Source organism: Ruegeria sp. CDSB114, assembly GCF_059611025.1.
In genome coordinates, this window is record NZ_JBXWOT010000001.1 from 667,426 (window position 1) to 684,464 (window position 17,039).

General features: G+C 56.0%; 16 protein-coding genes. 8 read left to right on the plus strand and 8 right to left on the minus strand.

What is annotated here, in order from left to right; all coding sequences use genetic code 11:
• Nucleotides 1–74 precede the first annotated feature (74 nt).
• The 3 genes from AC2FIP_RS03370 to AC2FIP_RS03380 all read left to right on the plus strand — a co-directional run bounded on the left by AC2FIP_RS03370 (nucleotide 75) and on the right by AC2FIP_RS03380 (nucleotide 2,666).
• On the plus strand, nucleotides 75–878 hold the full coding sequence (locus AC2FIP_RS03370; RefSeq protein WP_496785171.1) for a chromate resistance protein ChrB domain-containing protein: 804 nt from the start codon (nucleotides 75–77) through the stop codon (nucleotides 876–878).
• Nucleotides 875–2,131, plus strand: a complete 1,257-nt coding sequence (chrA, locus tag AC2FIP_RS03375) for a chromate efflux transporter (RefSeq protein WP_496708426.1) — start codon at nucleotides 875–877, stop codon at nucleotides 2,129–2,131. Before AC2FIP_RS03370 ends, chrA begins: the two co-directional genes overlap by 4 nt.
• 76 nt (nucleotides 2,132–2,207) lie before the next feature.
• Nucleotides 2,208–2,666 (plus strand): SspB family protein, encoded by a 459-nt coding sequence (locus AC2FIP_RS03380; protein ID WP_281972137.1) that lies wholly within the window; start codon nucleotides 2,208–2,210, stop codon nucleotides 2,664–2,666.
• Between the two features lie 34 nt (nucleotides 2,667–2,700).
• Here AC2FIP_RS03380 and AC2FIP_RS03385 read toward each other — a convergent pair whose 3' ends face one another.
• The gene (locus tag AC2FIP_RS03385) at nucleotides 2,701–3,264 is read right to left on the minus strand and encodes a hypothetical protein (protein WP_271947005.1); all 564 of its coding nucleotides are present in this window, start codon (nucleotides 3,262–3,264) and stop codon (nucleotides 2,701–2,703) included.
• Nucleotides 3,265–3,470: 206 nt separating this feature from the next.
• Here AC2FIP_RS03385 and fumC point away from each other — a divergent pair, with 206 nt between their 5' ends.
• The 4 genes from fumC (at nucleotide 3,471) to AC2FIP_RS03405 (ending at nucleotide 5,924) form a co-directional block, all read left to right on the plus strand.
• The gene (gene fumC, locus AC2FIP_RS03390) at nucleotides 3,471–4,865 is read left to right on the plus strand and encodes a class II fumarate hydratase (protein WP_281994652.1); all 1,395 of its coding nucleotides are present in this window, start codon (nucleotides 3,471–3,473) and stop codon (nucleotides 4,863–4,865) included.
• Complete coding sequence (locus AC2FIP_RS03395; protein ID WP_142633944.1) at nucleotides 4,865–5,041, plus strand: DUF4169 family protein; 177 nt, start codon at nucleotides 4,865–4,867, stop codon at nucleotides 5,039–5,041. Before fumC ends, AC2FIP_RS03395 begins: the two co-directional genes overlap by 1 nt.
• The gene (locus tag AC2FIP_RS03400) at nucleotides 5,038–5,253 is read left to right on the plus strand and encodes a ribbon-helix-helix domain-containing protein (RefSeq protein WP_142633946.1); all 216 of its coding nucleotides are present in this window, start codon (nucleotides 5,038–5,040) and stop codon (nucleotides 5,251–5,253) included. Before AC2FIP_RS03395 ends, AC2FIP_RS03400 begins: the two co-directional genes overlap by 4 nt.
• Before the next feature lie 68 nt (nucleotides 5,254–5,321).
• Nucleotides 5,322–5,924, plus strand: coding sequence for a DNA-3-methyladenine glycosylase I (locus tag AC2FIP_RS03405; protein ID WP_496695376.1), 603 nt, complete (start codon nucleotides 5,322–5,324; stop codon nucleotides 5,922–5,924).
• A gap of 6 nt (nucleotides 5,925–5,930) precedes the next feature.
• Here AC2FIP_RS03405 and AC2FIP_RS03410 read toward each other — a convergent pair whose 3' ends face one another.
• The 4 genes from AC2FIP_RS03410 to AC2FIP_RS03425 form a co-directional block, all read right to left on the minus strand.
• Nucleotides 5,931–6,812, minus strand: coding sequence for a fructose bisphosphate aldolase (locus AC2FIP_RS03410; protein ID WP_496785172.1), 882 nt, complete (start codon nucleotides 6,810–6,812; stop codon nucleotides 5,931–5,933).
• Between the two features lie 72 nt (nucleotides 6,813–6,884).
• On the minus strand, nucleotides 6,885–8,234 hold the full coding sequence (locus tag AC2FIP_RS03415; RefSeq protein WP_496785174.1) for a cytochrome P450: 1,350 nt from the start codon (nucleotides 8,232–8,234) through the stop codon (nucleotides 6,885–6,887).
• Nucleotides 8,231–9,445: a hypothetical protein gene (locus AC2FIP_RS03420; RefSeq protein WP_496785175.1), complete on the minus strand. Its 1,215-nt coding sequence runs from the start codon at nucleotides 9,443–9,445 to the stop codon at nucleotides 8,231–8,233. The genes AC2FIP_RS03415 and AC2FIP_RS03420 overlap by 4 nt, the downstream gene beginning before the upstream one ends.
• A gap of 63 nt (nucleotides 9,446–9,508) precedes the next feature.
• A complete protein-coding gene (locus tag AC2FIP_RS03425) occupies nucleotides 9,509–10,261 on the minus strand; it encodes a cytochrome c biogenesis CcdA family protein (protein WP_496785176.1) in 753 nt (250 codons plus the stop codon).
• A 105-nt stretch (nucleotides 10,262–10,366) separates the two neighbouring features.
• Here AC2FIP_RS03425 and AC2FIP_RS03430 point away from each other — a divergent pair, with 105 nt between their 5' ends.
• On the plus strand, nucleotides 10,367–10,600 hold the full coding sequence (locus AC2FIP_RS03430; protein WP_271946987.1) for a sulfurtransferase TusA family protein: 234 nt from the start codon (nucleotides 10,367–10,369) through the stop codon (nucleotides 10,598–10,600).
• A gap of 45 nt (nucleotides 10,601–10,645) precedes the next feature.
• On the opposite strand, the gene AC2FIP_RS03435 is transcribed toward AC2FIP_RS03430, so the two are convergent.
• The 3 genes from AC2FIP_RS03435 to AC2FIP_RS03445 all read right to left on the minus strand — a co-directional run bounded on the left by AC2FIP_RS03435 (nucleotide 10,646) and on the right by AC2FIP_RS03445 (nucleotide 17,010).
• Nucleotides 10,646–13,378 (minus strand): Rne/Rng family ribonuclease, encoded by a 2,733-nt coding sequence (locus tag AC2FIP_RS03435; RefSeq protein WP_496785177.1) that lies wholly within the window; start codon nucleotides 13,376–13,378, stop codon nucleotides 10,646–10,648.
• 506 nt (nucleotides 13,379–13,884) lie between these two features.
• Nucleotides 13,885–15,219 carry a sigma-54-dependent transcriptional regulator gene (locus tag AC2FIP_RS03440; RefSeq protein WP_142633961.1) on the minus strand — a complete coding sequence of 445 codons (1,335 nt, stop codon included), beginning with the start codon at nucleotides 15,217–15,219 and terminating at the stop codon, nucleotides 13,885–13,887.
• 12 nt (nucleotides 15,220–15,231) lie between these two features.
• Nucleotides 15,232–17,010, minus strand: coding sequence for a sensor histidine kinase (locus AC2FIP_RS03445; protein ID WP_496691283.1), 1,779 nt, complete (start codon nucleotides 17,008–17,010; stop codon nucleotides 15,232–15,234).
• Between the last annotated feature and the right edge of the window lie 29 nt (nucleotides 17,011–17,039).

A 17,039-nucleotide genomic window follows, 5' to 3' on the forward strand; every position in this document is an offset into this window, starting at 1 on the left:
GGGTAAGATTGCGAACGCCCCGTGAGGCGCCAGCCCAAGTTTCGCATGTATCCGTTTATCACAGGAGACATGCCATGCCTGCGCCTAATGCAATCACACCGAAACAACTGTTACGTCTGATCGGAACGCCTCGGGCGCCGGTTCTGGTGGATATCTGCACCGATGCCGATTTTGAACAGGACCCCTATCTGATACCGGGCTCGGTTCGTCACCCGGCGCAGGATCTGGATGGGTTGAAGGGGCTCATCGCTAACCGCCCCTGCATCATCATCTGCCAAAAGGGCAAAAAACTGAGTCAGGCCGTTGTTTCCTGGCTGAGGAGCGAAGGCATTGCCGCTGAGTATTTGGAAGGCGGCATATACGCATGGCGCGACACGCCCGATGCACCACGCATCCAATTTACAGATATACCAGCGTCTCCTTCACTCTGGGTAACGCGCCATCGGCCTAAGATTGACCGCATCGCTTGCCCCTGGTTGATCCGCCGGTTCATCGACCCCAACGCACGTTTTCTGTTTGTTGCCCCATCCGAAGTGGCAAAGGTATCCGAAGTCTTTAACGCCACCCCGTTCGATGTTGAGGGCGTCCGGTGGAGCCATCGTGGGGATAACTGCACATTTGATGCTTTGGTAAAAGATTTCCAGCTTGCTACGCCCGCAATGAACAGGCTTGCGACAGTTGTCCGGGCCGCGGATACGAACAGGCATGATCTGGCGCCCGAAGCAGCCGGGCTTCTTGCGGTTTCGGTGGGGCTATCGCGCCTATATAAAGACGACCATCAGGCCATCGAGGCCGGGATGCATCTGTACGATGCCTTGTATCTCTGGGCCCGCGACGGGTTTGACGAGAAACACGATTGGCCGGCAGTCGAAAAATGACCACACCAACATTCCCTGAACTCATCCAAGTGTTCGGCCGCATTGGATTGCTGTCCTTCGGCGGACCCGCAGCTCAGATTTCATTGATGCATCAGGAACTCGTCGAAAAGCGCCCCTGGCTGGATGAGGAAACCTATCTTCGGGCGCTGTCGCTGTGCATGTTGCTGCCCGGCCCCGAGGCGATGCAGCTTGCAACCTATTCCGGCTGGCGTCTGCGCGGCGTCTCGGGCGGTATGATCGCAGGCAGCCTGTTTGTTCTGCCCGGTGCGATCATCATCTCAGCATTGGTGGCACTATACGCGGCCTATGGCGCGCTTCCTCTGGTGCAGGCCGCGTTTCTGGGCGTGAAAGCTACGGTGATCATCATCGTGCTACAGGCCCTGCGAAACCTGTCCCGCAAAGCGCTGTCGGACGTCTCACATCGTGCGATCTCGGGCCTCGCGTTTCTGGCAATCTTTCTGTTCGACCTCCCCTTCCCCGCGATCATCGCGGCGGCAGCCCTTTGGGGGTATCTGAGCTTCAACGGCGTCGCCGCCCGACCGGTCGACACCCCCACCCCGCGCCTAAGCGAAGTGCTGCGGAACGCTTCGATCTGGTTGGTTCTGTGGCTTGGCCCGTTGTGGCTGTTAAGTCTTTCTGGTCAGAAACTTCTCAGCGATCTTGGCTGGTTCTTTGCCCGCCTCGCAGTTGTGACATTTGGCGGGGCCTACGCTGTTCTAGCTTACATGACGCAGACCGTTGTGGATCAGTATAACTGGATATCCACAGATCAGATGATCGACGCGCTTGGTCTGGCGGAAACGACACCGGGGCCTTTGATTTTGGTAACACAATTTGTCGCTATGCTGACCGGTCAGATCTCGGGCGGATCGATGCTGGCCATCGCCGCAGGTATCGTTGCACTTTGGGCAACATTCGTTCCCTGCTTTCTGTGGATATTCCTCACAGCCCCCTATCTTGACCACATCGCTGCGCGGCCCCGGTTATCGGCGGCCCTGCAAGGTATTACCTCTGCTGTAGTTGGGGTGATTCTCAACCTATCCGTGTGGTTTGCCCTGAATGTGCTGTTTTCAGAACTGCCAAATAAAACCTTTGGACCAATCAGCCTGCCCTGGCCTGAATTGACCTCATTGGATGTGAAAGCCGCTGTGCTGACTGTCTTCGCCGGAGCGTTGATTTTTAAACTTAAATTCGGCATGGCGCTTACGCTAATGGTTATGCTAGCTGCTGGCACCGGCCTGTTTTTTCTCTGAACAGTCAGCGTGTAACCGGCCTTTCGTTTCCAAAGGAATCCCTTATGCTGAGGGAAGCCACTTTTGAGGATGACACATGTCGCAAGACATCGACTATGGGAACCTGATGCACACCGCCATGCGCGGGCTGATCAAGACGGTTCTGACCAGCGTTTCAGAAAATGGCCTGCCGGGTGCGCACCACTTTTTCATTACGTTTGACACCAGGTGTGACGGCGTGGAAATTGCCGACTGGCTGCATGATCGTTATCCGGAAGAGATGACTGTCGTGATGCAGCATTGGTTCGAAAATCTTGAGGTCGGCGAAAGCGGATTTGCCATCACGCTCAACTTTGGCGACGCGCCGGAACCTTTGTACATCCCCTATGCCTCGATCAAAACATTTGTCGACCCCTCTGTGGAATTTGGCCTGCGTTTTGAAAGCCCGGATGAAGAGGATGACTTTGATCCGATGGACGATGAGATAATCGAGGTCGAAGAAGAACCGCAACAGCATGACGCTGATGTCGTGTCGCTGGACAGCTTCAGAAAATAGTATATGCGCTGGAAAGCCTCGCGGTTTGCGGGGCTTACTCTTTCGTCAGGAACGTCTCTACGGAACGTGATTTGGTACCGTTGCGGAAACGGGAAAATGACAGATTCAGACCGCCTTCTGCCAGCGTTCTGTCATATTGCTGCAGCTCATAGCCGCCATTTTCTGCAATGAACAACGAAAACACGGTCAGAGTTTGACCCTCAATCCGGCCCCAGACGAACGGTTCCCCCTGCATCGGGTCAAGCGGAACTTCATGGCCGAATACATTGCGCTTCATGGCCGCGGAAAAGATGTCCGATCTGTCCGAGGTCTGAAAATCAATCGAGAATGCCTGTTCCTTGACGCGGCCATTCAGTTTGTAAGTTGTCGTCTTCCAACTAACATTGAACCCGTTCTTCAATTCCTGGATTGACACACTCATATCACGAGGTGTTTCGGTCCCGTTTGCATCGACGACATTGGCAGACCCAACGTAACTGCCAACAAAGGGCTCAATATCTGCCGCATGAAGCGGATTTACCACCAAGGAGGCCCACAGAACGGTGGCAAAGGAATAGATAATGAATTTCAGGCAAGTGGTCGGGTGATTCAGACGCATTGCGGCCTCCGGCGTGCTCTGACTCTATAGTAGCTCACCCACCGGCGCGTACAATGGCGGTGATGGCGATTGCGACGAGAAAAATGACGCAGCTCTGCGCCTATACCTTTGTCAGGCATAAGTTTATGGTGCGCGCAACTGGCCGATTGCACCGCGACGCTGCTGACTGTAATTGGCATGCAATGGTATACATGACGGAGTGACCGATGTCTCAAACCCGCACCGAATCCGACAGCTTTGGCCCGTTGGAAGTTCCCGCAGACAAATATTGGGGTGCACAGACCCAGCGTTCGATTATGAACTTCCCGATCGGATGGGAAAAACAGCCTGTGGCCATCGTGCGGGCATTGGGTGTGATCAAAAAAGCCTGCGCCATGCAGAACAAGTCGACGGGGAAACTGGACGCGCGGATTGCGGATGCGGTGATTCAGGCCGCGGGTGAGGTTTTTGAAGGTAAGTTCGATGACAACTTTCCGCTGGTCGTCTGGCAAACAGGATCCGGCACCCAGTCGAACATGAACTCGAACGAGGTTATTGCGAACCGGGCTATCGAAATCCTGGGTGGTACAATCGGCACAAAAGACCCGGTTCATCCGAACGATCATTGCAACATGGGCCAGTCCTCGAACGACACGTTCCCGACGGCCATGCATATCGCCACAGGTATGAGCGTTCGGGACGTTCTGCTGCCGGGTCTGGAAAAGCTGGCCTCGGGGCTGGAGCAGAAGGCCGAAGAATTCAAAGACATCATAAAGATCGGCCGGACCCATACGCAGGATGCCACGCCGCTGACGCTGGGTCAGGAATTTGGCGGCTACGCCCATCAAATTCGTCAGGGTATCGCACGGGTTAACGCCGCGATGCCGGGAATTTACGAGCTTGCCCAGGGCGGAACCGCTGTTGGCACTGGCCTGAACACCCAAACCGGTTGGAGCGAGGCGGTCGCTGCGAACATGGCAGATATCACCGGCCTGCCCTTTGTTACCGCTCCGAATAAGTTCGAGGCGCTGGCCGCCCATGATGCGATGGTTTTCCTATCGGGTGCTTTGGCGACCATTGCTGGCAGCTGCTATAAAATTGCAAATGATATCAGACTTTTGGGATCTGGACCGCGTTCCGGACTGGGCGAATTGATCCTGCCTGAGAATGAGCCTGGATCGTCCATCATGCCAGGCAAGGTAAACCCAACACAAGCCGAAGCACTGACTCAGGTCGCAGCACATGTCATGGGCAACGATGCCGCCATAAAATTCGCCGGCAGCCAGGGGCATTTCGAACTCAACGTCTATAACCCCATGATGTCCTACAATCTTTTGCAGTCGATCCAGTTGCTTGGTGATGCCACAGACAGCTTTACCGAGCGGATGTTGCTAGGCATTCAGGCTAACGAACCACGCATCGAAAAGCTGATGAAGGAATCGCTGATGCTGGTCACCGCGCTGGCGCCAACCATTGGGTACGACAACGCAACGACTGTTGCTAAGACCGCGCATAAAAACGGCACCACCCTTAAGGAAGAGGCCATCGCGCTTGGCTTTGTCGACGCCGAAACCTTTGACGCGGTTGTGCGCCCCGAACAAATGATTGGGCCCAAGGACTGATGGCAAAGCCGGTCAATCTGAACCGGTACAGAAAAGACAAGGCGCGGGCCGAGAAAAAGGCCCGCGCCGACCAGAACGCCGTGTCATTTGGGCGCAACAAAGCCGAGAAAGACGCAAGTAAAAAACACCTGGAAAAGTCCCGGCGCGACTTGGATGGACACGAGATCGACAAATGAGTGGACGTCCCATCAAACGCTCATTGACGCTTAAAGGTCATCGAACCTCGGTATCTCTTGAGGACGAGTTTTGGAAATCCTTTCGTGCCATTGCGGCTGATAAAGATATGGCAATCAACGCCTTAGCTGCGGAAATTGATTTTAACCGCGACCCTGAGGTCGGATTGGCTTCGGCAATACGCGTTTATATTCTGAACTGGTATCGCGGCTGACTTTCCGTTCTTGATTTGACCTCTGAAAAACGCCTATGCTCATACCAGAACAAAAGGGGTACATCGCGATGAGCAAGACAATTACCGGCCCAGACGGTCAACCGCGTTGTGCATGGTGTCAGTCTGCGCCAGAGTTTTTCGACTATCACGACAATGAATGGGGCTATCCGGTCAGCGACGATCAGCGTTTGTTTGAGAAGCTGTGCCTTGAAAGCTTTCAGTCCGGCCTCAGCTGGCGCACCATTCTTTCCAAACGCGAGAACTTTCGAGAAGCATTTAAACATTTTGATTACAACGCAATAGCGAAGTTTGATGAGGCAGATGTCACCCGTCTTTTGCTGGATGCAGGCATTGTCAGGCACCGCGGAAAGATCGAAGCAGTCATCAACAACGCCCGGCGCGCCCAGGAGCTGGTGGCAGCTGAGGGGTCGATTGCAGCTTATGTCTGGCGCTATGAGGCCAGTTCACCGCCAGCGCCACAAACAGCCTCAACTTCGGCTGAATCTATTGCCATGTCCAAAGACCTTAAAAAGCGGGGATGGAAGTTTGTGGGCCCGACCACGGTTTTTGCATTCATGCAAGCCATGGGTCTTGTAAACGATCATGCGACCGAGTGCTCAATGCGGGAAAAAGCGGCGCAGATGCGCCGCGATTTCACTAAACCGGAATAGCGAAGCTTAGGCAGAGGCGCGAGAAATCTTATCGATATTGCTGCCGAGGGCCGTATTGAATTCGGCATCTGACTGCTTTTTCGACAGTCCTTCGGTCAGCGCACGAGAGAAAGACGCAATCATCTTGCTATTCTGCGCCAGCAGATCACAGGCTTGTTCGGTCGAATATCCGCCGGACAGGGCTACGACCCGCAAAACTCTGGGGTGGTCAGCCAGATCGTCATACAGATTAGCCTGGCTGGGGATGGTAAGCTTAAGCATGACATCCTGACCATCATCCAACTGATCTAGGTTCTGCAAGATTTCCGATTTTAGAATTGCTTCGGCTTCGGCTTTGGTGGTCGAGTTGATGTTCACCTCGGGCTCGACAATCGGAACCAACCCGGCGGCAACGACTTCACGCGCCACATCGAACTGCTGCGCGACAACGTTTGCGATGCCTTTGGCGTTGGCCTCATGAATCACGGAACGTTCCTTAGTGCCGAAAACGCCTTCGGCTTTAGCCAAAGTGTCGGCCAGACCCGGGATCGGTTTCATGACCTGAACGCCATTGGCCTCATCCTCGAGGCCCTTGTCGATCTTCAGAAACGGAACAATGCCTTTTACGTTCCAAAGAAAATCTGCGACTTTACGGCCATCAATCTCTTCGCCGAGCGTGCGTTCGAACAGGATCGCGCCGATGACATTGTCGTTTGTGAAGCCATCCGCCAGAATGATACGCGCGCGCATCTTCTGGATTTCGCCGAACATCTCTGCGTCCGAGCGGTATTCTGACGCGTCTACCCCATAAAGCGCCAGCGCCTTGGGGGTCGAGCCGCCACTTTGGTCCAGTGCAGCAATAAAACCGGCACCGTTGGACATCTGCTCGCGCTGTTGTGTTTTGGACATATGACTTTCCCGTTCGAAATGATTCCGCGTTTTTCAACCGCATACAGCATGGAGCATGTCGATGGTAGTTTGTTAGCGCTCAACCAGGCGCAACCAAATTCCATCTTTGGATCTGACGGTCAGATGAGCCACCGGAACCGGCTCTGGCGTGTCCGAGATTTCGAACCTAAACTTCCGCAATAGTGACGACAGCAATAGCGGACCTTCGACCATTGCAAATCCGGCACCGATGCAAATGCGCGACCCGGCCGAGAATGGGATGAAAGACTCTCTGGGACAGCTTTCCTCATTGCCCTTGGCCCAGCGGGCCGGGTCGAACCCGTCGGGGTCTGCCCACAGACGTTCGTGCCGATGCAGGTGCCATGGGCTGATGACTATCTGTGAGCCCGGTTTAATCGCCCGGCCCCTGAAGTTTTCGCGGCATGAGGCCTCTCGCACCATCATCGGGACCGGAGGGTACAGGCGCAGCGTTTCGCGAAACACGTCGCGGCTGAGCTTCAACAGCGATACGGTGGTAAAATCGGATAGGTCCAGCCCTTGCGCCTCGGCCGCCAGCTTGTCCTGCCAATCCGGGTGGGTCGCCAAAAGGTACAATGCCCAAGCCAACGCAGAAGCGCTGGTCTCGTGGCCTGCCAGAAAGAAGATCGCCACCTGATCAACCATCTCCTGCGTGTCAAAACACTTGCCGGTCTTGGGATCAGCCGTTGTCATGATCTTTGTTGCCAGATCATGCGGCGCCTGCCCGGCTTCAATCATCCTCGCGCGTTGAGCGGTCATTTCGGTGATCAGCGTCCTGATTTCACGCGCGGTCTTGCGAGTTTTTCTGGAATGTAGCCGCGGCATCCATTTGGGCAGAGGCAGAAACGCCGCCAAATTCAACAGCGGTTGCTCTCTTTGATAGGTTCGGAATTTCTCAAAAACCTGAGACGCAACGCGGTCTTCAATCGGTACAGAAAAAAGCGTTCGAAAGATCACATCCGCGGCGACGTGACTGGTAACCTCTTCGCACTCGATGACAGAACCGGCCTGCCCGCGCAGACGCGCGACGCAGGCCTCTGCCGCCTGAACCATGGCCGGATAGGTATCTTTCAGGCGCCCGCCCTCAAACGCCGGGTCGATAACCCGGCGCTGGCGTTTCCAGTTTTCTCCATTGGTCAGAAAGACCGAATTCCCCAGCAACGGCCGCAGACCCTCGCCAATACGGTCTGATTTCGGAAAATCATCGGGGCGTTTTTTCAGAACGGTTTCAACAAGCTCTGGTTGGTTCGTCAGGTATGATCGAAAGAACGGCGTCTTAAACTCGGCCATCCATGCGCGGTACAATCGCTGCGGCTGTGCCGAGAGGATGTCCTTGCGAAACAACCTGAAATAGCGCCACAGCGAAACCCTGTCTGGCCGCGATGTGGGCTTTGGCGGGGTCATGGCTGCACCGATACATATTTGGACACGGATTGCGCAATCCGTGATCCCGAGGGTTTACGCCCTGCGAACCGATGCCCAAGCGACAGAGGCCCGGCAGTCACGCGGAAATAGTCATATCTGTCCGGGTGATCAAAGGCGCAGAGATATTGGAAGTGCAGTCTGAAAAACCGCCACCTCAGGGCGCGCCACCGTTCTGCTGACAGCGTTTGCGTAAACGCAGCAGATAGCACCAAAGGCCAGCGCTGATCGGCATCCGCGACCCCGCTTACAGCGACAGGATCACACAGAGCGAATGCGCAGCCGTCCCCGGGTGCAGAAATGTCGACCCAAGCCAAGTCTTCGCGTTTCGAAAGAAACCTCAGGTCCGCGCGCAAATCATATGCGTTGGGTAGGAACGAGACCATGGGAACCACCTGCCCCAATGTCAGAAAGGACAGCTCTGGCCCGTCTGTGCCCACCCGTCCGGATCGGATCAGATCGGCCAGAACCGTGACACCCAGATGAGCGCCGGAACTGTGGCCGACGATCAGAACCTCATCCGTTTCATCGGTAAGAGCTGCGGCAATCGCATTTGTGAACTCCGATAGGCGTCCGGCCAATTCAGGAGGCGTTTTTCCGCCTGAAGCCGCTGAATAGGCGTAATCGTGCATCAGGTAATAGACGAACAGCTTGTTGTCGATTTTCCGGAACCACAGCATCAGCACATAGGCAACACCAATAGACAGAACCAACGCCACCAAAGACAGGACCGGCGCAAGCAGAACCGTCAATCCGATGACCACAGCCATTGCGACCAAAAGCTGTGCGATCAGCATCACGATCGGATAAAGCGCGGCTATCACCGGACCTTTGCGCAATCGCATCAGGCGCCATAACACGCCGGTCGAGATATAGATCCATGCCGTACGCAGCATCTGCAGATAGGTGGCCGCAATCGAGTTCGACATGCTGGAGCGTACGATGTCGGACCAGACCAGCACCTCGACATCTGTGTGAACTTCAGCCCCGTCCTGAACCGATTGGACGTGCCATCCATACAAGCCCTCTCCGGTTTTGGGCGAGACCGAGATTTCATACCCTGAAATAGCCGACTGTCTTGCGCTTTCACTGCGGTAAAGCTCGCGATAGCGCCGTGGCGGGATCGGGTCATATCCGGGAATATAGAATACCCTACGCCGTTTCACCCGAGGCTGATTTGTCTGACTGCTCATGGTCTTACCTTCTGCGACGCAGGTTAGCGCAGCATTACAGCCAAAGTAAGTCAGATAAGAGGGTTACCCAAAGTTTGCCAGCGCCGGGAAGGCTTCCAACAGCCACCAACTGAACTCAGTGAACAGGCCGGTGATCAGCATGATACCAACAAACAGCAACAGGCCACCCATGATCCTCTCGATCAGTGCCATATGGGGCTTTATTCGGTTCATCATCGACATGGATCGGTTCAGGAACATCGCGGCGAGCAGGAAAGGTATGCCAAGACCCGCTGCATAGACGCCCAGCAACAATGTCCCACGTGCGACGGATGCCTCGGAGGCAGCCAGCGACAGGATCGCACCCAGTTGCGGGCCGATACAGGGCGTCCAGCCAAAGGCGAAGGCCAGACCCAGAATATAGGCCCCAAAGACAGACCCGCCGCTGTCGCCGGCTTCGATCCGGGCCTCACGGTCAAGGAATGGGATGCGGAAAACGTTCAGGAAATGCAGGCCAAAGACTATGACAACCGCGCCCGAGATCTTGGCGAACAGCACCTGGTTCTGCAGCACGAACGCCCCAAACGCAGAGGCTGTGAAGCCAAGCAACAGAAACACCGTGGACAGCCCCATAACAAAGAACAGCGCCGAAAGTGTCGCCTTTCTGCGTGCACGGGCCTCATCCTGCATCTCGTTGATCGTGACGCCACTCATATAGGCGAGATAGGGCGGCACAATCGGCAGCACGCAGGGCGATAAAAAGCTGATCAACCCACCGAGCAATGCGATGAACATGGCGGGCATCAGCCCTGCGTCAATGATATCAATTCCGAACATGTTTCAGCACATATGTCATGAAGTCGCCCGCGTCACGGGGCCATTCGGTCACATCCTCGTGGTTGCACGCTGGACACCGTCTGAAAGTGGAAATATCTCAGGTACATGTCAAACCAAACCGAGACACTGGACGCGTTGGGGCTGCTGTGCCCTCTGCCCGTCCTGAAGGCCCGTAAACGGCTCAAGTCAATGCCCGCGGGAGCGGTCTTGAAAGTGCTGGCGGATGATCCCGCTGCAGTCATTGATGTTCCACATTTCTGCATGGAAAGTGGACATCGCTTGCTGTCACAGGAAGAATCTGACGGGCATCAGGTCTACACCATCCAGAAGTCCGTTTGAGGCCTATCAAAGAAAAAGGCGGGCTCTGAGGCCCGCCTTTTCAAGTTACTGGCCCAACGACCACCAACCGCGCCGTTTTGGCTTGGCAGGCTCCGATGGCGTTTCCGGTTCATCCGCAACCACTTCCAGCACAGGCTCTGTGACTTCTACTTCTGGTTCCTCAGTGGCTTCAACCGCAACAACCTCTTGAACAGGCTCTGCCGCTTCCGGCGTTTCTTCTGTCGGCACGGCAGTTTCCGAAACCGTTTCCTGTTTCGGTGCTGCTTCGGCTTCGACAGTTTCGATTTCTGCCGGAGCTTCCGTTTCAGATTCGACCTTGGCCTCTGGTTCAGCTTTGACGACCTGTTCGGTTATCGTCTCGGCATCTTCGGCGTCCTTCTTCTTGCGACGCGGAGCCCGGCGGCGTTTAGGCTTGGCAGGCGCTTCTTCCTGCGTCTCTTCCACCGCTTCTACGGCATCTGTTGCAGGCTCTTCCACAGCTTCCTCGGACGCTTCAGCTGTATCTTCATCAGCCTCCTGCCCGTTAGAATCCTGCCCCTCGGCACCACCATTGCCCTTCTTGCGACGACGCCGACGGCGCTTGCGCTTGGGTTTGGTTTCATCTTCAGCCTGCGGCGTTTCTTCCTCGACGGTCTCTTCTTCAGAGGCGTCGACCATTTCCATCAGCGTGGCATCAACCGATACAACCGGCGCACTGGCTTCGGGAACAATCCGGCTGGCGGTCTTGAACTTCTCCATCGAGAAATCAGGGCTTACCAGATGCACATCCCCTTCGATGCGAACCGACAGACCATAGCGCGCCTCAATCTGTGCGATATGCTCGCGCTTTTGGTTCATCAGGAAGTTGGCGATGCTGACCGGGCAGCGCACCAGCACCTCACGTGAGCGACGGCGCGTACCTTCTTCCTCGATCTGGCGCAGAATGCTCAGCGCCATGTTGTCATCCGAACGGATCAGGCCGGTGCCATGGCAGGCCGGACAAGGCTGTGTCGTTGCCTCCAACATACCGGGACGCAGGCGCTGTCGGCTCATTTCCATCAGACCAAAACCAGATATGCGACCAACCTGGATGCGCGCACGGTCTGTTTTCAGTTTTTCTTTCAGGCGTTTTTCGACGGCGGCGTTGTTCTTCCGCTCGTCCATATCGATAAAATCGATGACGATCAGACCGGCCAAATCACGCAGACGCAACTGGCGGGCTACCTCTTCGGCGGCCTCAAGGTTGGTCTTCAGTGCCGTTTCCTCGATCGAACCTTCTTTGGTTGCCCGACCCGAGTTCACATCGACCGCGACAAGCGCTTCGGTTACGCCGATCACGATATAGCCACCCGATCTCAGCTGTACCGTCGGGTTGAACATCCCCGCCAGATAGCTTTCCACCTGATAGCGCGCGAACAATGGCAGCGCGTCTTCGTACCGCTGCACATTCTTGGCGTGCGACGGCATGATCATTTTCATGAAGTCCTTGGCGATGCGATATCCGCCTTCGCCTTCGACCAGAACCTCGTCGATGTCGCGATTATAGAGATCGCGGATCGACCGTTTGATCAGGTCGCCTTCTTCATAGATCTTCGCAGGCGCGATGGATTTCAACGTCAGCTCGCGGATCTGTTCCCACATACGTTGCAGATATTCGTAATCGCGCTTGATTTCGGATTTGGTGCGTTTCGCCCCGGCGGTCCGAATGATAAGACCGGCCCCTGTCGGGACGTCAATCTCAGCCGCAATTTCCTTAAGCTTTTTGCGATCAGGCGCGTTGGTAATCTTACGGCTGATGCCGCCGCCCCGCGCGGTGTTCGGCATCAAAACACAATATCGGCCAGCAAGTGACAAATAAGTGGTCAGAGCTGCTCCTTTGTTGCCACGCTCTTCCTTGACGACCTGCACAAGCAGAACCTGGCGTACTTTCACGACTTCTTGAATCTTGTACCGGCGCGCGCGCGGTTTGCGCGGTGGACGGATGTCTTCGCTGTCATCTTCGTCGGCAACCGACTCAATGGTCTCGTCTTTTGCGGTGGCGTCCGTACGGGTGTTTTCTTCGTCGTCGCCAACCTCGTCAGGGGCGTCCTCGGCGTTGGCTTCAGCGCTTGTCGCGTCATCCGCGTCCGTCTCAGTCGCGGTGCTTTCCTGCGCCTCGGATTCTTTGTCCGTGCCGTCCTGATCAGCGCTAGCATCTGATTGGTCGACTTCTTCCGCAGGCGCGTCTTCAGTTTCTGCGGTTGCTTCTTCCGCCTCCGGTTCGTCCGTCGGCTCTTCTACCGGAGTTTCTGCCACATGATCGGCCGGAGATGTTCCTTCTTCTACAGAAGGATCATTGGCCTCATCGCTCTCATCCAGGTCAATCGTTTCCATGCCTGTGGGTTCGGACGAGACCTCGACCGATTCCACTGCATCATCCGATTTGATATCGGCGGCCTTGGCGCGCGAGCGCGAACGGCGTCTTTTGGGCTTGGTTTCCTCAGCCTCATCACGCGCACGCATTGCCTCGGCATAGGCGCGCTCTTCTTCCATCAGAGCTTCGCGATCAGCGACGGGAATCTGATAATAGTCGGGATGAATTTCGGAGAACGCCAGGAATCCGTGGCGATTTCCGCCATAGTCAACAAAAGCTGCCTGCAGCGAGGGTTCGACCCGTGTAACTTTTGCTAGATATATGTTGCCAGCTAGCTGACGTTTGTTTTCGGATTCAAAATCAAATTCCTCGACCTTGTTTCCGTCAACCACCACGACGCGGGTTTCTTCCGCGTGGGTGGCATCGATAAGCATTTTCTTAGCCATGTTTCCTTGGTGCACCGCGCCAAACGCGTTGTCCTAACCCGTCCAGGAGGACGGGTGCTTTTGGGGTGGTGTCTTGTCAGGGCGATTTCAGACGGCGCGCTGCAGGGTCTGGCACTGTGGCCCCCTGCCCGTACACTCAGTCGTTGCGCGCGCGTCATCGCGGTTCTTCTCCGACAGGCGCGAACAACCGCTGCCTGCCCATTTATTCCTTTCGCCCGCTTTTCTGCGGGCTCAGGCGTTCAATCACCCCGTTAAGGGGCACAATCGGTCTGCTTGGCCAGTGTGGGACCTGGTCTCCACCAGTGGCGTAGCAGCGAATCTCAAAGATCGGGACTTTTCGGCGTCAAATCCGCCCGGCCCGTCTGGTTACAATAAAAGCAGTCCTGTGGAAAAGACAATGGGCAAACTGCATTGAAGACCCCGACCACCGGTCGGGATCTCGTTATCCAGCTAAAAACATTACTTGGTATCACCCAAAGGGCGACAAAGGCATCGCCTCAAGCCTGTCACAGGTAATCGGAACGTTGCAGGCCATATTTGGCCATCTTCTCATTCAATGTCCGACGCGGCAGGCATAGTTCATCCATAACCGAGGCAATCGACCCCTTATGCCGCCGCATGGTATTGTCGATCAGCATCCGCTCGAATGCCTCGACATATTCCTTGAGCGGCTTGCCTTCGGTCGTCATCACGGGCTGCATTTCTTCGTGATCAGACATCAACAGAGACGCAATCGTCCCCGATCCGCGACGGGATTGCAGCACGGCACGTTCCGCGATGTTTATCAGCTGCCGTACGTTTCCGGGCCACGGCGCTTGCAAAAGCTGAGCCGCCTCTTGCGCACTGACCTGAGGTGCATCGCAGCCGTATTCTTCGGCGAATTGCTCGCTCAGCCGTGTGAACAGGGTCAGAATGTCTTCACCGCGCTGACGCAGCGGCGGCATTGTGATCCGCAATGCTGCAAGCCGGTAGAAGAGATCGGGGCGCAGAACGTCCTCGCTGGTTTTCCCAGCTTCCTGCAGGTTGGAAATGGCGACGATGCGGGTTTCAGCAGGCGTGCCCTGATCATTCATGACACTCAGCAGTTTCGCCTGAAGCGTATCGCTGAGCGCCTCGACATCCTCCAGAACCAGGGTTCCACCCCGGGCTTCCTCAATCGCGGGCAACTGGCTGTCTTCTGGCATCATCGGGCCGAACAGACGCTTTCCCAAGGCCTCTTCTTCGAGGGCAGCACAGGAAACTAGAACAAATTTTTTGCCTGCGCGACTGCCAACAGCGTGCAACGCATGTGCAACCAGGGTTTTCCCGGTGCCGGTTTCTCCGTCGATCAGAACATGACCGTCAGCCTGCCCCAGATCCAGAATATCCTCGCGCAGGCGCTCCATCACGGGGCTGGCACCGATGAGCTTGTTCATGATCTGAGTGCCACCGGACAGCTCGCGGCGCAGGGCCCGATTGTCCAGCGTTAACCGGCGGGCATTGCTGGCACGTTTGGCCAGTTCGGACATCCGATCCGGGTTAAACGGCTTTTCGAGGAAATCAAACGCACCCACGCGCATGGCCTCAACCGCCATTGGCACGTCACCGTGGCCGGTGATCATGATGACCGGCAAGGTGCTGTCCGCGCCCATCAGCTTTTTCAACAGCTGGATCCCGTCCATACCAGGCATCTTGATGTCCGATATGACGATACCCGGATAATCCGGACCCAGAACTTTCAGTGCATCCTCGGCACTGGAAAAGGTTTCAGTGTCATATCCCGACAGTGCCAGCCATTGGCTGATCGACTGGCGCATGTCCTGTTCGTCATCAACAATGGCGATTTTCATGGCCTGTGCCATATTCATTCCTCGTTATTCAGCGGCCTCAAGGCCATCGCTTCCAAGTATCGGCAGTTGCATCTCAAACACCGCGCCACCGTGCTGGCTGTTGCGCGCGGTCAGCCGTCCCCCATGGTCGTTCACGATACCGGATGAGATGGCAAGCCCCAGACCGACTCCATCGCCGGGTTGTTTGGTCGTGTAGAACGGCTCAAACAGGTTTTCGATGTCTTCAATCCCATAGCCATTATCGCGTACAGTCAGCACCGCTTGGTCACCCGCGGCCAGTATGATTTCAACATCCGGTTCCGATACAGACTTGGTGGCGTCCAAGGCATTACGCAAGAGGTTCACCATCACCTGTTCGATCCGCATGCGGTCGCCCATGACTAGTACGGTTTCTTCCGGCAGTATCTGCGTAATCTTGACGTGCCTTTGACGCAGTTGCGGCTCCATCATGGAGAGGGACGAAGCGAGCGCTTCGCCAAGGTTAACTGGTGAAAACGCATCCGCACCCTTGCGGGCGTAGGACTTGAGCTGGCGTGTTATTGCGCCCATCCGTTCAATCAGGCCGTCGATGCGGCCAAAGCTGGCCAGCGCCTCTTCGGGGCGGTTCCGTCGCAGCAGCAAACGCGCGCCGGCAAGATAGGTCTTCATTGCAGCCAAAGGTTGATTCAGCTCGTGGCTGACAGCGGCCGACATCTCGCCCAAGGCGGCGAGTTTCGAGCTTTGGGCAAGCGTCTGTTCGGCCACTTCCAGCGTCTTTTCAACCCGTTCCCTCTCAGCGATTTCCCGCTGCAGCCTTGCGTTCAATGCGCGAAGCTCTGCCGACTCGCGCTGGAACAGGGCCATTCTAAACGTGGCCCGACGGCTGAGCGCATAGAAGGCAAGCGCTAACAGAATCGCAAAACCCATGATTTCCAATGCAAGAACGCTGTTTACCTTCTCACGGATCGAGGCGTAGGTCGTGAACGAGGTCATGGTCCAGCCGCGGAATGGAATGCGTGTCTCCATGCGGATCACCGCCTCGCCCTGTAAATAGGCGTCGGGGGGCAGAGCCGTCCAATCGGTCGTAGCCCTGATTGCGCGCTGGATGGCACTTTGCGGCGGCTGCCGCAGCATGGCGGCCCCCTCCTCTACTCCGCGCCATTGCGGTTCAGTCGACAGAATAATGGTGCCCGTACTGTCAGCGACCAGAACAGCATCGGAGATCCCTGCCCAGGCGCGTTCGAATTTCTGCAGATCAACCTCGACAACGATGACACCAAGGATGTCCGACGAGGCCTCCATCCGGCGCGAATAGATAAAGCTGTAACCACCGGATTCCTTTTCAATCACGGTGAAGATCGTCGAATTTGACCGAATGGAATCTACAAAATACGGCGCGTTTCTGTGCGTCTCGCCCAGCCGGTTGCGATCAGTTGCGGCAACAGATCGGCCATCCCGATCCAAAAGCATCAAGGATGCGGCGCCTATCTCTTCGACAAAAGAAATAAGTCGCTGCGTAGACAGGGTAAAATCACTGGATTGCAGCGCCGAGATCAGCGTCGGGTCGCGTGCCAATAGCTGCGGTACAATCGCATTTCTGCGCAGCTCGCTCAGCAGGTTCCCGGAATACAGAGCAAGGCGCAGCTCGGCCCGGTTTCGCGTGGATTCAGTAAACCGATCCGTCAGCAGGCTGTTGGTTATCCATATCGTCGCAACCGTTGCCAGCAAAAGCACCAGAACAGCCGCGCGCAAAGGCCAGCCAAGAGGCGCAGCGCGGAGCGGTTTGAACAGTGCAGACCAGGTAGAGCGTGTGTCGGAACTCATCCACGAAAGTTACGCGGGCTAAGATGCAA

Excerpts from the sequence above, each read along its gene's own strand:
- AC2FIP_RS03425 (WP_496785176.1), bottom strand. The coding sequence starts at position 10,261 with ATGTTCGGAATTGATATCATTGACGCAGGGCTGATGCCCGCCATGTTC.
- chrA (WP_496708426.1), top strand. The coding sequence starts at position 875 with ATGACCACACCAACATTCCCTGAACTCATCCAAGTGTTCGGCCGCATT.
- AC2FIP_RS03400 (WP_142633946.1), top strand. The coding sequence starts at position 5,038 with ATGAGTGGACGTCCCATCAAACGCTCATTGACGCTTAAAGGTCATCGA.
- AC2FIP_RS03415 (WP_496785174.1), bottom strand. The coding sequence starts at position 8,234 with ATGACCCCGCCAAAGCCCACATCGCGGCCAGACAGGGTTTCGCTGTGG.
- AC2FIP_RS03420 (WP_496785175.1), bottom strand. The coding sequence starts at position 9,445 with ATGAGCAGTCAGACAAATCAGCCTCGGGTGAAACGGCGTAGGGTATTC.
- AC2FIP_RS03445 (WP_496691283.1), bottom strand. The coding sequence starts at position 17,010 with ATGAGTTCCGACACACGCTCTACCTGGTCTGCACTGTTCAAACCGCTC.
- AC2FIP_RS03380 (WP_281972137.1), top strand. The coding sequence starts at position 2,208 with ATGTCGCAAGACATCGACTATGGGAACCTGATGCACACCGCCATGCGC.
- AC2FIP_RS03405 (WP_496695376.1), top strand. The coding sequence starts at position 5,322 with ATGAGCAAGACAATTACCGGCCCAGACGGTCAACCGCGTTGTGCATGG.
- AC2FIP_RS03370 (WP_496785171.1), top strand. The coding sequence starts at position 75 with ATGCCTGCGCCTAATGCAATCACACCGAAACAACTGTTACGTCTGATC.
- AC2FIP_RS03435 (WP_496785177.1), bottom strand. The coding sequence starts at position 13,378 with ATGGCTAAGAAAATGCTTATCGATGCCACCCACGCGGAAGAAACCCGC.
- AC2FIP_RS03395 (WP_142633944.1), top strand. The coding sequence starts at position 4,865 with ATGGCAAAGCCGGTCAATCTGAACCGGTACAGAAAAGACAAGGCGCGG.
- AC2FIP_RS03430 (WP_271946987.1), top strand. The coding sequence starts at position 10,367 with ATGTCAAACCAAACCGAGACACTGGACGCGTTGGGGCTGCTGTGCCCT.
- AC2FIP_RS03440 (WP_142633961.1), bottom strand. The coding sequence starts at position 15,219 with ATGGCACAGGCCATGAAAATCGCCATTGTTGATGACGAACAGGACATG.
- AC2FIP_RS03385 (WP_271947005.1), bottom strand. The coding sequence starts at position 3,264 with ATGCGTCTGAATCACCCGACCACTTGCCTGAAATTCATTATCTATTCC.
- AC2FIP_RS03410 (WP_496785172.1), bottom strand. The coding sequence starts at position 6,812 with ATGTCCAAAACACAACAGCGCGAGCAGATGTCCAACGGTGCCGGTTTT.
- fumC (WP_281994652.1), top strand. The coding sequence starts at position 3,471 with ATGTCTCAAACCCGCACCGAATCCGACAGCTTTGGCCCGTTGGAAGTT.